Genomic DNA, 13706 nt, shown 5'->3' on the forward strand with positions numbered 1-13706 from the left:
CACCCCTCCACCCGCGCCACAGGACGGCAACCACCCCTCCACCCGCGCCACAGGACGGCAACCACCCCCTTTCCGAGCCCGCCACGGACCAGAACCCGCACAGGACGGCAACCACCCCTCCACCCGCGCCGCACGACGACAGCCACCCCTTTTCCGGCCCCGGCCAAGACAGGAACGAGATCATCCGCTACGGTCCACGACACGCGGACCGACAACCACCCCCACACCCCGACGACACGCGCGTGTCGTCGGGAGGTCGCCGCGCGTTAACCCGGACGGCCGACCTGCGCCGACCCGACGCTCCTGGAGTGACCGCAGTGCCCGTACCTCTCCCTCGTCCGCAGGCCCTCCTCAAGGGGCTGGTCACCGTAGTCCTGGCCGCCGCCTTCGCCGCACAGGCGGTCGCGGCGCTGCTGCCGAACGTCCCGCTGCTGATCGCCGCGACCGCCGTCTCCCTGGCCACCGAGGGTGTGCTGTACCGGTGGCAGCGTGGGGTGCTGTCGCTGTTCGCCAAGTCGCACGCCGACATCGCCGTGCGGCACGTCCTGCGGGACCTGCTGCTGGTCGTGGGACTGCTGCGGCTGGGCGAGCAGGACCGGGAGACGGTGTACGCCCCGCTGGTGGCCGGGCTGCTCGTCTTCTACGCGCTGCACTGCGCGATCCAGGCGGCCTCCGTCCTGGTGCGCCGTACCCGCACCCTGCCGGTGGTGACCCGCAACATCGACGCCTCGGCGCTGCGGCTGTCCCCGGCCCCGCCCGTGCTGCTGCGCCGTCCCGGACACCGGCTGCTGGTGTTCGGCCTGCCGGCGACGGCCGGGCTGCTGGCCAGTGCTCCGGGCGACCGGCCCGTGTACGCGGCGGCGGGCATCGCGCTCTCCCTCGCCCTCGGGCTGGCCGGCCTCGGCGCGCTGCTGATCCGGCTGCTGCCGGGCCGTCGTCCGGCGGACGAGCAGCAGGTGCTCGACTGGTTCGACGCGTGGCTGGCCGACTACCGGCCGACCGTCGGCCTGTACTTCTCCGGCGGCGCCGCCTCGGCCTACCAGGCGAACATGTGGCTGGAGCCGCTCGCCGGGCTGGAGGGCAGGCCGGTCATCATCCTGCGCGAGCGGTTCATGGTGCAGAAGATCGCGGCGACGGACATCCCGATCGTCTGCCTGCCGAAGGTGTCGACGCTGATGCGTCTGGAGCACTCCACGCTCCAGGTCCTCATCCACCCGGCGAACTCCGGCAAGACCTCCCAGGTGCTGCGCATTCCCACGATCAAGCACACCTTCGTCAACCACGGCGAGAGCGACAAGCTGTCCTCGTGCAACCCGTACGCGAAGGCGTACGACGAGGTGTGGGTGGCCGGGCCCGCGGCGCGTGAGCGGTACGCGCTGGCCGAGGTCGGGGTCGAGGACAAGGACGTGGTGGAGACGGGCCGCCCGCAGCTGGACGGCGTGCTGCCCTACGCGGGCCCCCCGGCCGGACGGTGGACGACCGTGCTGTACGCGCCGACCTGGGAGGGCTGGGACGGCAACCCCGGCAACACGTCGGTGATCGCGGCCGGTGAGAACCTGGTGCGGGCGCTCCTCGCGGACCCGGGCGTCCGCCTGCTGTACAAGCCGCATCCGCTGACGGGCTCGGTGGACCCCCGCGCGGGCGCGGCCGATCTGCGGATCCGGGAGCTGATCCGGGCGGCCAACCGGGAGCGGGCGGCGGAACGCCCCTCGGACGGCGCGGAACTCGCGCGCCGCACCGCCGAGCTGGACCGGCTCACCACGTCGGCCTTCCGGGCCGGGTCCGACATCGTGGAGCGGATGCTGGTGCAGTCGACGCCGGAGCCGGGCCGCGCGGCGGCGGTGGCGCGGGCGACGGCCGCGTGGGAGGAGGCGTACTGGGCCTCGCTGCCGGAGGGCGAGCACCAGATCATCACGAATGCCCGGCCCACCCTGTATTCCTGCTTCAACGTCGCCGACCTGCTGATCAGTGATGTGTCGAGCGTGATCAGCGACTTCCTGGCGAGCGAGAAGCCGTACGCGGTGGCCAACACCAGCGGGCTGCCGGAGGACGCCTTCCGTACGGCGTTCCCGACGGTGGTGGCGGCCACGGTGCTGACACCGGACGCCGCCGGGGTCCCGGAGCTGCTGGAGGCCGTTCGGCACCCGGAGCGCGACGAACATGCCGGAGCGCGCGCCGAGTTGAAGCTGCGCCTGCTCGGCCCGGCGGAGCCGTCGTCGCAGGAGCGCTTCAACGACGCCGTCCGGGCCCTGTGCGGGGAGGCCCGGGACCATCGGGCACGGGTGGCGGAGCGGCTGGCCGCGGTGCCCGGTCAGCGCACCCCGACCTCGGTTCCGACCGCGCCGCGCTGAGCGGCGGCAGGCGCGGTCACGCCGCGTGCCGCACCTCGCGGGAGGTCAGCACCCGCCGCGCCTTGCGCACCGCCCGACGCACGAGCGTGTCGCCCCCGCCCTCGCGGTAGCCCGGGAAGGCACGGGCCTCCCGTGGCCCGGCGAGGTAGACCGAGTCGGGCACACCGGCGGCGCGGTCGCGGAAGTGCGGATAGGCCAGGTAGACACGGCGGCCCTTCCTCTCCAGGAGGGCCGCCGCCTGCTTCCTGTCCTTGACGAACTTCACGACGTCCGGCAGCAGGTCGGGGCGCTGCTCGGCGACCAGGTGCAGCCGCAGCCGCTCGTGGACCTTGAGGCGCTGGGCGACGCCCTCGCTCCAGTGGCTGTCCATCAGCGGCTTGGCCAACTCGAACTTGTGCCGGCGGATCTCCTCGCTGTCCGTCAGGTACTTGGGTCCGAACTGCGGCAACAGCGTGATGAGGAAAGGCCGGAGCATCAACTGGTCACGCCGGCCGCCCGCGGGGACGAGGTCGGCGATGAGGCCCATCAGGGCCCGCGCGGAGTCGAAGCGCAGCGCGTAACCGCCGCTCTTCGTCACATGCTTGCCGTCGTCCCGGCCGACCAGGTAGTAGCAGGTGTGGTCGGCGACCACGGAGACGCCGTCCGCGCGCAGATACGCCTCCATGGTGAACAGCGCGTCCTCGCCGGTGTACAGCGACTCGTCGAAGCGCATGCCGTGCCGGTCCAGCAGCGCGCGGCGGAACAGCTTCTGCGCGCTCAGCGTGAACTTGATGTTGGAGGAGAAGACGTCCGTCCGCTCCACCGTCCTGCCGAACATGGACTTCGGCGCCGAGCGGTTGACGCCCTCGACCTTGCCGAGCACCACGTCCGTGCCGGCGCGGTCGGCCATGGCCACCATCCGCTCCAGGGCCTCGGGGCCCAGCCGGTCGTCGGCGTCGAGGAAGAAGACGTAACGTCCGCTCGCCTTGCCCAGCCCGACGTTGCGCGGGCCGCTCGGACCGCCGGAGTTCTCCTGACGGATCACCAGGACGCGCATGGGAGCCCGCTCGGCGAACTCCTCCAGGTACTCCCCCGTTCCGTCCGTCGAACCGTCGTCCACCGCGATGACCTCGACGCGTGTCGGATCGATGGTCTGTGCCTCGACGGACGAGAGGCACTCGATCAGATACGGCATCGCTTCGTACGCCCCGATGATCACGCTCACATCAGGCTGCGCGGTCACGTTTCCCCCTAGTCAATGGGATATTCCCCCCGTATCTCCTCATTCGCTACCTGGTAGACGGGTGATCGAGGCAAGCGGTTGCCTCCCGCATGCATGTTCGTGAGTCACGTCACACGGAGAACGCACGGGGAGCCGGAAAGGAAAAGAGTTCGGCCCCGAGGAGATGCTCCTCGGGGCCGAACTCTTCGGTCAGCGGCGGCGGTTCAGATCGTGCCGACACCGTCCGTGTCACCGGCGGCGGCCACCCGCTGCCCCGGCAGGACGTTCGCCGGCTCGGCGTCGGCACCGGCGGCCGCCGCCCGCGACGCCTGGCCGACGTTGCGTGTCTCGGCCTTGAGCGCGAGGTTCGCGACGGCGGTGTTGAACTGCTCCAGGGAGGTCGGCTCGTCCGGGCCCAGCAGGTACTGCTTGAGCTCCTTTCGGTCCTCGGCCAGCGGATCGGCCTCCGGTGCGCGGACCGCGTCGAGCAGCTCGCCCAGCTCGGACGCGCTGTTGGACAGGATCACCGCGGCACGCACCGCCGTGTTGTTCCGTTTGAACTCCTCGACGCCCACCTCGGCGGAGTCCGTGACCGCGTACGGCTTGCCGCTCGCGATGAAGTCGGACACCACGCTGGAGATGTCCGAGACCATCGCGTCGGAGACGTTGAAGCAGTCGTACAGCCGCGGCTCGGCGCCGGCGATGACGCGGTGCTCCCAGGACGGGAAGGAACGCCAGTAGGCGTCGTTCCACTCGGCGCGCAGCCGGGCGGCCTCCTCGTGCCGGGCGACGTCGATCAACCCGTCACGGGTGGCCACGGCCTCGTCGCCGCGGTCGCCGCCCGAACCGGACAGCTGCGCGAGGCGGGTCTCGATCCGCTCCAGCTCGGCCGTGGCCTGCGCCTGGGCGGCGGTGTCGGCGATGAACCGCGTGTTGATGGCACGCTCCGCCGCGGCCTTCTCCACCAGGGCGGTGATCCGCCCGTGGGCGGCGCCGGCCTCCTGGCTCACCGTGCCGGTGAAGGGGTGCGGCTTGTACAGGACGCGGACCGGCGGGTCGGCCCGTACGAGCTGCTTCACGATGTTCTCGCCGGCCAGCATGATCGAGGTGTTGCCCGGGTTGCCGTCCCAGCCCTCCCAGGTGGGGGCGTACAGCACCGTCGGGATACGGCCCTCGGGGACGCCCTGCCAGGTCTGGATCGGGGCGAGTTGCGGGCGGCCGACCTCGACGATGTCCTCGTCGCGGACGCCGACGTCGGCGATGGCGTAGCGGTCGCGGCCCGCGCGGCCGGCCGTCCACACCTCGTCGTAGACCTTGCTGTACGGGTTGACGCTGGCGAGCTTGTCGCTGTCGCCGTGGCCGATGAAGACGTGCTTGATGGTGGGCACGCGCAGCAGGTGGATGTTCTTGCCGACGTTGGCCGCGTAGAGCGCGACCCGCACCGTGGACAGGTCCATGTTCATCAGGTGCACCCCTCCGGGCACGCAGATGACAGGGACCGTGGTGGGCGCCAGATTGTTCAGGATGACCCGCTCACGCAGGATGATCAGCGGCTTGGAGTCCAGCTTCTCCATGGTGTCGAGCCACATGTTGACCTGGTACGCGGAGTCCTTCGAACCGGAGAAGTACAGGACCGTCTCCGGCTTGTACTCGCCCAGCCAGTCGTCGACGGCGGCCAGGACCCTCTCGGCGTTCGGGATGGTCTTCCGGCCGCGCACGTACGGCACGAGCGCCAGGACGTACAGGGTGGCGAGGACCACCGTGATGCCGATGCCGATGAAGCCGATCAGCGAGGACTCCAGCTGCGCGGCGAGCAGGACGCCGACGACCGCCGCGAGGTCGAGGTGGAGCATCTTCTCGGCGGAGCGGTGCAGCAGCTCGCGCGGCGGGGCGTCCGGGATGCGGATGCGGGAGGCCAGGTCGACGTTGCGGGTGGCGACCGGCATGCGACGGCGATTGCGGATCAGCTGGACGAGCGCACCGTGCGGGGCCTGGAGACCGTAGAAGGCGATGAAGCAGGCGATCGCCCCGTAGTAGATCAGGTTGTCCGCCAGGGACAGCCGGGCCAGCAGCAGGATGAGCAGCAGCTGCCGGATCAGGAAGCGAATCGACAGGCCGGCCCGCACCTTGCCGAGGCGGTTGATCAGATAGCTGCCCTTGCGGTGCAGATAGTGGTCCGCCAGATACGTCACGGCGGCCGCTGCCGCGAAGGCGGGAACGCTCGGGACGAGCGCGGCCAGCATGAGGGCGGGGAAGCCCGCCACCATGAGGACCGCCGCGGCCAGCTCGGCCGCGCTGCCCACCCGGGCGACGCGAATAGCGGTGGATATCACGGAGAAACCTGCTCTTGGGAGGAGTATGCCGGTCTTGTTTCAACCATGCGGCTGGTCTGTGAATATTCGCGAGGCTGTATGGATTCAGGCCCCTGCGAACACTCCTGCCGACGAATGCCGTTAACAGGAGGTCGCAGAGGCCTGAATTTCCGAAGTCTGAGTGCCGCCAATTATTACACGCCGTCCTGCCGGTCCAGCACCGTGGCCAGGGCCTGCTCGAAGCCGGAGGCACGGGCCGCGCCGGCCGTGGGGTCCTGCTGGCGGACGTCGATGACGTGGCCGGTCAGCTCGGAGAGCAGCACGTCGAGCGAGGTGCGGGCCACGGCCTCGGAGGACAGCAGGGAGCCCGAAGGCTCCTGTCCGAACGCCTTGGTGCGCATCGGGGTGGCGGTGCGCTCGGGGTTGATGCAGTTGACGCGGACGCCGTCGCCGGCCCACTCGTCGGACAGGGCCTGGGTGAGGTTCACCATGGCGGCCTTGGTGGAGGAGTACAGGCTGTACTCGGCACGGCCGCGGGTGTAGCTGCTGGAGGTGTAGAGCAGCAACTGGCCCTTGGTCTCGGACAGGTACTTGTACGAGGACCGGGCGATCTGCACCGGGGCCAGGTAGTTGACCTTCAGCGCCTCCTCGATGGTGGCGTTGTCGGTCTCCGCGAGCTTGCCTATGCGCAGCACGCCGGCGGTGTTGACCACGTAGTCGATGCGGCCGGTCTCGGCGTACGCCTTGGACAGGGCGTCGTCGACCTCTTCCGGGTTCTCCACGTGGGTGCCGGTGGTGGAGCGGCCCAGGGCGTAGACCTTCGCGCCGTAGGACTCGGCGAGTTCGGCGATGTCCTTGCCGATGCCGTAGCTGCCACCGAAGACGACCATGGTCTTGCCGGTCAGCAGCTCGCGGTAGGCCTCCTCGGAGACCTGCTCGGGCGCGGCCGTGGAGGCGAGCTGGAAGAGTTTGTCGGCGATGAAGACGTCGACGGGCTGGGTGACCTTCATGTTGTACTCGTCACCCGCCACGACGTGGATCGGCACGTCCGGCAGGTACTTGAGCACGACCGAACAGTCGTCGGTGGCCTGGAAGTTGGGGTCGCCGGCGGCGACCTCGTAGGCCCGCCGGATCGTGGACAGCTTGAAGGCCTGCGGAGTCTGGCCGCGGCGCAGCCGGGAGCGGTCCGGGATCTCGGTGATGAACTCGCCGTCCTCGCCGTGCGTGCGTGTGACGATGATGGTGTCCGCGGACGGGATGGCCACGTCGACGGCCTGGTAGCGCTCCAGCGCGACGACGCAGTCGTCGATGACGCGCTGCGAGAGCAGGGGGCGCACGGCGTCGTGGAAGAGGACGTTGGCGTCCTCGCCCTCCGCCAGGCCCTCGCCCAGCGCGGCGATGGCGCGCTCGGTGGTCTCGTTCCTCGTGGAGCCGCCCTCGATGACCTTCGAGACCTTCTGGAATCCGGCCTTCGCGATGATCTTCTCGATGTCGGGCACGTAACCCGGCGCCATCAGCACGATGATGTCGTCGATCGAGTCGGTGTTCTCGAAGGTGGCCAGCGTGTGTTCGATGACTGCCTTGCCGGCGATCTTCAGCAGCTGCTTGGGGATCGACAGACCCACCCGCTGACCGGTGCCACCGGCCAGGATCACTGCGGTGGTACGGGGCTTGGCTATGTGCTGGGACACAGGTGACCTACCTTGGGACGACAGGGAACCTCGAAATGGTCCCACTTGTGGTTACCGCAATGCAAGGTGAGCGACCTCTGCCGCATATGCGCGCGCCACCTGTCATTCACCTCCCACTCCTGGTGATTGGTGAGACATGCGGTGCGTTCCCCGGGAAATGCACTGTGAGTAACTGCACAGAAGTTCAGCGACAGGCGCTCGGGACCGCGGTGACCGAGGACCCTCACCGGTTCCTTGGACGATGTTCCGTGCACGGTACGCGCTTTGAGGGTGCCCCGCGCACCACGTCCGCCGCTCGCGGCGCCGGGCACGAGGGCCTCGATGCGCGGACCCGCACGCCCCGGGACGCGGCACCGTACGCGTTCTTCATCGGTTAGACCGCGAATACGGCCCGCCGGTTCCCTCATTACCGCTGAATTCCCGGCCAAGATTTCGCGTCGTTTCGGCCTCGGCGAGAGTCATACGCCGCGAGACCGGGTCGGACTTCTCACACGGCTCAACCGTGCCCCCCGGGGATGGTGAGAAGCCCGGACGGCGAAGAGCCCTGGACTGCGGGAAGCCCGGACGGCGAAATGCCCGGGACTGCCGGGAGTCCCGGGCTCACACCTCTCGCGGACGGGGTCAGACGACCTCGACGCCCGGACGGCCGGCTTCGACCCTCAGCCGGGCCAGCGTGCTCGGGGTCGCGGTGGGCCGCCGGACGGTGTCGACCACCCTGACCTGCGCGTCGATGCGATCGCGGCGCACGTCGAAGAGGTGGTAGCCGCGGTGTGCGTCGAGCAGCTTCCAGTGCGGGTTGTCCGGGCGCCGCGGGTCCCACTCCCTGCGGAAGGCCTCCTGGTCCTGGTCGCCGTTGCTGGAGATGGAGGTGCCGACGAACTCGGCGCCGACGACCCGGGAGCCCGGGTCGGCGTAGTCCTCCTTGAGGTCGCTGATCATCGTCAGGTGCCGGTCGCCGGAGAGCACCACCGGGTTGCGGATCTGCCTGAACTCCTGAAGGAACCGGTTGCGTTCGGCCTGGTAGCCGTCCCAGGCGTCGTAGAACCAGAGCTTGCCCTCGCCGACCCGGAGGTCCGTCTCGGCCATCATGATCTGGGAGGCGATGAGGTTCCAGCGGGCCGGCGAGCCCTGGAGCCCGTTCAGCAGCCACCGCTTCTGCCGCGCGCCGAGCATGGTCAGCGACGGGTCCTGGGCGCCGGTCTGGCTGGTGGCCTGGTCGCTGCGGTACTGGCGGGTGTCCAGCACGTTGAGCCGGGCCAGGCGGCCGAACTCCAGGCGGCGGTACATCCTGATGTGCGGACCCGTGGGGACAGCGGTGGCACGGACCGGCATGTGCTCGTAGAACGCCTGGTAGGCCGCGGTCAGCCGGGCCACGAACGCGTCGTGCGGCTGCTTGTCCGGGTCCTGCGGGATCTCGCCGGCGAAGTCGTTGTCCACCTCGTGGTCGTCGAAGGTGACCACGAAGGGCGCGTTCGCGTGCATCGCCGCGAGGTCCGGGTCGGTGCGGTACTGGGCGTACCGGTTGCGGTACTGCACGAGGCTGAACGGCTCGCCGGTGCCCTCGTGCCGCCGCAGGGCCGTCGCCGAGGGCGTGGACTCGTAGATGTAGTCGCCGACGAACACCACGACGTCCGGGTCCTGGTCGAGCATGTCCGCGTAGGGCGTGAAGTAGCCGTGCTGCCAGTTCTGGCAGGAGGCCAGGGCCATGCGCAGGGAGCCGCCTGAGCTGTGGGGGTGGGGTGCGGTGCGGGTGCGGCCCACGGGGGAGAGCTGCCCGCCGGTGCGGAAGCGGTACCAGTACGTACGGTCCGCGCGCAGCCCGCGTACGTCCACGTGAACGCTGTGCCCGTACTCGGGCCGGGCCTGGGCGATCCCCGCGCGGACGACCTTCTTGCACCGGGGGTCCTCCGCGAGCTGCCACTCCACCGGCACCACCCGGTCGGGCATGCCGCCACCGGCGAGGGGGTCGGGAGCGAGCCGGGTCCACAACACGATGCCGTCCGGGAGTGGGTCCCCGGAGGCGATACCGAGGCTGAACACTCCCTCGGGCAGCGGCGTTTCGGCCGCGCGGGCGGCGTCCGGCAGACACAGCCGGGCGGAGGCCGCCGCGCCGAGCACCGCGGCACCGGCGGTCAGAAAGCGGCGTCTGTCGGGGGATACTGCTCCGGTCATCGGCTGACTCCCTTACCTCGCTGGCCCCGTGGACACGGGGAAGCTTCACGCTCGCGGGCGGCCCGCCCGCTGAACGCCGGGGTTCGCGTACATGACAACTAAGCAGACAAAGAGAGACCCGCCGCCAGCACGAGAACGAGCCGTTGCCGGGGCGAGTCTGACAGGTGCTCAGTGAGCGAAGCCGGTGCCGGGCCGTGTGTCTGTGGCGGTCGTGCCGAGAAGCGTGTCGCCGAAGGCCGTGGTGGCGTTGCGGCTCACGACCGTCGTGGGGCCGGACCCGAAGTACCACACGCATCCGGCGTTGCCGTTCTCCCCCGGCGCTCCGGCGGCCAGGCCGTCACCGTTCGCGTCCGCGAGGTGCACGGCCCTGCCGAACGCGTCGCCCGCCTCGGCGGCACCCGGCACGTCGGGCAAAACGTCCTGCGTGACCGCGTGGACGCCGGCGCCGGTGAGTCGGTCCGCGCCGCCGCGCGGCACGACGACCGCACCCGTGCCGGACACCGTGCCCAGGTCCTCGCCGGGCACGCCGGTCACCACGTCCGGATGGCGAGGCTGCCCTCGCTCATGGAAGCAGGCACGGGGAACTCCGGTGACCCGCTAGGCGGTTGGGGCGGGCGGAACGAGATCCGTTCCACCCGCCCCGTACGACTCCTCTGCCCGAGGACGACTTGGTCGCGCCGACGTCCGTTGCGCAGGTGCTTTCCGTTGCCTCACACCGCTCAGAACGGCTCGAAGTCGTCGAACTCCTGCTGGGCCTCGTCCCGCTCGGCCTGCCGGTCCTTGCGGCGCTGCGCGGCCGGCCGCTCCCCCTCGAGCCGGTGGTCCTCACCGCGGCGTCCGAGCATCTCGGCCCCGGCCGTCACGGACGGCTCCCAGTCGAAGACGACCGCGTTGTCCTCGGGGCCGATGGCCACGCCGTCGCCGCCTCGGGCGCCGGCCTTCATCAGCTCCGCCTCGACACCGAGCCGGTTGAGCCGGTCCGCGAGATATCCGACGGCCTCGTCGTTGTTGAAGTCGGTCTGGCGCACCCAGCGCTCGGGCTTCTCACCGCGCACCCGGAACAGGCCGTCGGCTTCCTGCGTCACGGTGAAGCCGGTGTCGTCCACGGCCTTGGGCCGGATCACGATCCGGGTGGCCTCTTCCTTCGGCTTCGCGGCCCGCGACTGCGCCACGACCTCCGCGAGCGCGTACGACAGCTCCTTCAGGCCCATGTGCGCCACGGCCGACACCTCGAAGACGCGGTAGCCCCGCGCCTCCAGGTCGGGCCGCACCATCTCGGCCAGATCCTTGCCGTCCGGTACGTCGATCTTGTTCAGGACGACGATCCGCGGCCGGTTGTCCAGCCCGCCGTACTGCCGCAGCTCCTCCTCGATGATGTCGAGGTCGGAGGCCGGATCGCGGTCCGACTCCAGCGTCGCGGTGTCCAGGACGTGCACGAGCACACTGCACCGCTCCACGTGCCGCAGGAACTCCAGCCCCAGGCCCTTGCCCTGGCTGGCCCCGGGGATGAGGCCGGGCACGTCGGCGATGGTGTACACCGTCGAGCCGGCCGTGACGACACCGAGGTTCGGCACGAGGGTGGTGAAGGGGTAGTCGGCGATCTTCGGCTTGGCGGCGCTCAGCACCGAGATCAGCGACGACTTGCCGGCACTCGGATATCCGACGAGCGCCACGTCGGCGACGGTCTTCAGCTCCAGGACGACGTCCCGAAGGTCTCCCGGCTCACCGAGCAGCGCGAACCCGGGCGCCTTGCGCCGCGCGGAGGCCAGTGCGGCGTTGCCGAGGCCGCCCCGGCCGCCCTGCGCGGCGACATAGGACGTGCCGTGCCCGACGAGGTCCGCGAGGACGTTGCCCGCCTTGTCCAGCACGACGGTGCCGTCCGGCACCGGCAGGACGAGGTCCTGCCCGTCCTTGCCGGAGCGGTTGCCGCCCTCGCCGGGCTTGCCGTTGGTGGCCTTGCGGTGCGGGGAGTGGTGGTAGTCGAGCAGCGTGGTGACCGACTGGTCGACGGTGAGGATCACGTCCCCGCCGCGTCCGCCGTTGCCGCCGTCCGGCCCGCCCAGGGGCTTGAACTTCTCACGGTGGACGGAGGCACAGCCGTGGCCTCCGCTACCCGCGGCGACGTGCAGCTCGACGCGGTCCACGAAGGTGGTCATGGGATGTGCCTCCAGTTACTGCGGGAATGTCTTGGGGTAACACGCGAAAGGCGGACCCGCTTCCCGTGAGGGAAGTGAGGTCCGCCTCGCGAAAGTTTCCGATCAGGCGACCGGAACGATGTTCACGACCTTGCGGCCACGGTGGGTGCCGAACTGCACCGCACCCGCCGAGAGCGCGAACAGCGTGTCGTCGCCACCACGGCCGACGCCGGAGCCCGGGTGGAAGTGGGTGCCACGCTGACGGACCAGGATCTCACCCGCGTTGACGACCTGACCGCCGAAGCGCTTCACGCCGAGCCGCTGGGCATTGGAGTCGCGACCGTTCCGGGTGGACGATGCGCCCTTCTTGTGTGCCATTTCTCCTCAGTCCCTTACTTCGCAGCCGCGGGGATCTCAGTGACCTTGATCGCCGTGTACTGCTGGCGGTGGCCCTGGCGACGGCGGTAGCCGGTCTTGTTCTTGTAGCGCAGAATGTCGATCTTCTGGCCCTTGTGGTGGTCCACGACCTCGGCCTGGACCTTGATGCCGGCCAGCACCCACGGGTCGCTGGTCACGGCGTCGCCGTCGACAACGAGCAGGGTCGAGAGCTCGACCGAGTCGCCAACCTTGGCAGTGGAAATCTTGTCAACCTCAACGATGTCGCCGACAGCAACCTTGTGCTGGCGACCACCGCTGCGCACGATGGCGTACACGCGGAACTCACTCTCTAGCTCGGGAAACGGCACCCCCGCAGGCCAGCCGCCCGCTCAGCGAGCGGCCTCTCCTGGGCGCCCGGCGCCCGGAGGATGAGGTTTACGGGGATGTGACGTGTCAGTCGACACGCCGACGGTCAAGGTTACGGGGCCGCGGCCGAAGGGGTCAAACCGAGCCGGCCCGCCACCTGTGCGACCGGTCACGCCGGTCGCGCCCCCGGGGCGCACGCGGGGTTCGCGCACGCCCCGGGGGATCGAGGCCGGTCAGCCCTCGTCGGTGGAGGCCGAGACGGAGGACCCGGAGGACCCGGACTGCTCCGCCGCCACGGTCTTCTTCGACGTGGCCTTCTTGGCGGCGGTCTTGGTGGCCGCCTTCTTGGCCGTCGTCTTCTTGGCGGCGGTCTTGGTGGCCGCCTTCTTGGCCGTCGTCTTCTTGGTGGTGGCGGCCTTCTTCGCCGTGGCCTTCTTGGCCGTCTTGCGGGCCGTCTTCTTGGCGGGCGCCGGCTCCTCGGAGGCCTCCTGCGGGACGGCACCGTCCGGCGCGGGCGCCTGCGGGGCGTCGGACGCGACCTGCTCGGAGGCGGTCTCCGACGGGGCCGACGGGACCACCACGACGGCCGTCTCCTCGGAGGCGGTGGACACCGTGGGCTTGCGCACGGCACGGCGCCGCGGGCGGGCCGGGGCGGCGCTCTCGGCGGGCGCCTCGGCCGCCGGCTCGGGCTGACCGGCCGGCTCGGGCACCTCAGCGGCCCCGGACACCGCGGGCGCGGTCTCGGCGACCGTCACCACGGCCGCCTCGGCACCCGCCGGAGAACCGGCCGGGGCGGACACCTTGCGGGTGGCCCGCCGCCGGGTACGGCCCGTGGGCGCGGCCGCCTCGACCGGAGCGGCCGGAGCGGCCTGCGCCGCCTCGACCACCGGGTCCTCGACGGCCATCGGCTCGGCCTGCGCCTCGGCGGCCGACTCCGGCTGCACCGGACGGGCGACCTCCTGCGCGACGGTCACGTCCTGAGCCGTCGGCACCTCGGCCTCGGCCTGCTCGGCCCTGCCCCTGCCGCGCCGGGCCTTGTCCCTGCCCTGCTCCGCCGTGGGCTCCGCCGCCTCACCGCGCGGGGAACCCGCCGGAGCCGA

9 protein-coding genes and 1 pseudogene are annotated in these 13706 nt (G+C 70.6%); 1 reads left to right on the top strand and 9 read right to left on the bottom strand.

Annotation, left to right across the window (positions count from 1 at the left end):
* Positions 1-317: 317 nt before the first annotated feature.
* Positions 318-2351 carry a CDP-glycerol glycerophosphotransferase family protein gene (locus tag ABTX62_RS18905; RefSeq protein ID WP_352117211.1) on the top strand — a complete coding sequence of 678 codons (2034 nt, stop codon included), beginning with the start codon at positions 318-320 and terminating at the stop codon, positions 2349-2351.
* A gap of 16 nt (positions 2352-2367) precedes the next feature.
* Here ABTX62_RS18905 and ABTX62_RS18910 read toward each other — a convergent pair whose 3' ends face one another.
* From ABTX62_RS18910 to ABTX62_RS18950, 9 genes and pseudogenes are all read right to left on the bottom strand, one after another.
* Complete coding sequence (locus ABTX62_RS18910) at positions 2368-3525, bottom strand: glycosyltransferase family 2 protein (RefSeq protein WP_352117224.1); 1158 nt, start codon at positions 3523-3525, stop codon at positions 2368-2370.
* 251 nt (positions 3526-3776) lie between these two features.
* Positions 3777-5855 carry a CDP-glycerol glycerophosphotransferase family protein gene (locus ABTX62_RS18915; protein ID WP_352117225.1) on the bottom strand — a complete coding sequence of 693 codons (2079 nt, stop codon included), beginning with the start codon at positions 5853-5855 and terminating at the stop codon, positions 3777-3779.
* A gap of 203 nt (positions 5856-6058) precedes the next feature.
* The gene (locus tag ABTX62_RS18920) at positions 6059-7555 is read right to left on the bottom strand and encodes a D-ribitol-5-phosphate cytidylyltransferase (protein WP_352117212.1); all 1497 of its coding nucleotides are present in this window, start codon (positions 7553-7555) and stop codon (positions 6059-6061) included.
* Positions 7556-8176: 621 nt separating this feature from the next.
* Entirely contained in the window at positions 8177-9727 is a 1551-nt protein-coding gene (locus ABTX62_RS18925) for an alkaline phosphatase D family protein (protein WP_352117213.1), read from the bottom strand.
* Positions 9728-9895: 168 nt separating this feature from the next.
* Positions 9896-10264, bottom strand: a complete 369-nt coding sequence (locus ABTX62_RS18930; protein ID WP_352117214.1) for a hypothetical protein — start codon at positions 10262-10264, stop codon at positions 9896-9898.
* 182 nt (positions 10265-10446) lie between these two features.
* Positions 10447-11883: a GTPase ObgE gene (obgE, locus tag ABTX62_RS18935; RefSeq protein ID WP_352117215.1), complete on the bottom strand. Its 1437-nt coding sequence runs from the start codon at positions 11881-11883 to the stop codon at positions 10447-10449.
* 102 nt (positions 11884-11985) lie between these two features.
* On the bottom strand, positions 11986-12240 hold the full coding sequence (rpmA, locus tag ABTX62_RS18940; protein WP_062926831.1) for a 50S ribosomal protein L27: 255 nt from the start codon (positions 12238-12240) through the stop codon (positions 11986-11988).
* 14 nt (positions 12241-12254) lie between these two features.
* Entirely contained in the window at positions 12255-12575 is a 321-nt protein-coding gene (rplU, locus tag ABTX62_RS18945; protein ID WP_031130898.1) for a 50S ribosomal protein L21, read from the bottom strand.
* Positions 12576-12839: 264 nt separating this feature from the next.
* A pseudogene (locus ABTX62_RS18950) lies at positions 12840-13706 on the bottom strand (Rne/Rng family ribonuclease); the annotation flags it as partial.

Source organism: Streptomyces sp. NPDC096046, from assembly GCF_040303285.1.
In the GTDB taxonomy this organism is placed as follows: Bacteria; Actinomycetota; Actinomycetes; order Streptomycetales; family Streptomycetaceae; genus Streptomyces.

Bases quoted from the DNA above. Each gene is read 5' to 3' on its own strand.
- obgE (WP_352117215.1), bottom strand. From the start codon at position 11,883: ATGACCACCTTCGTGGACCGCGTCGAGCTGCACGTCGCCGCGGGTAGC.
- ABTX62_RS18925 (WP_352117213.1), bottom strand. From the start codon at position 9,727: ATGACCGGAGCAGTATCCCCCGACAGACGCCGCTTTCTGACCGCCGGT.
- ABTX62_RS18910 (WP_352117224.1), bottom strand. From the start codon at position 3,525: ATGCCGTATCTGATCGAGTGCCTCTCGTCCGTCGAGGCACAGACCATC.
- rpmA (WP_062926831.1), bottom strand. From the start codon at position 12,240: ATGGCACACAAGAAGGGCGCATCGTCCACCCGGAACGGTCGCGACTCC.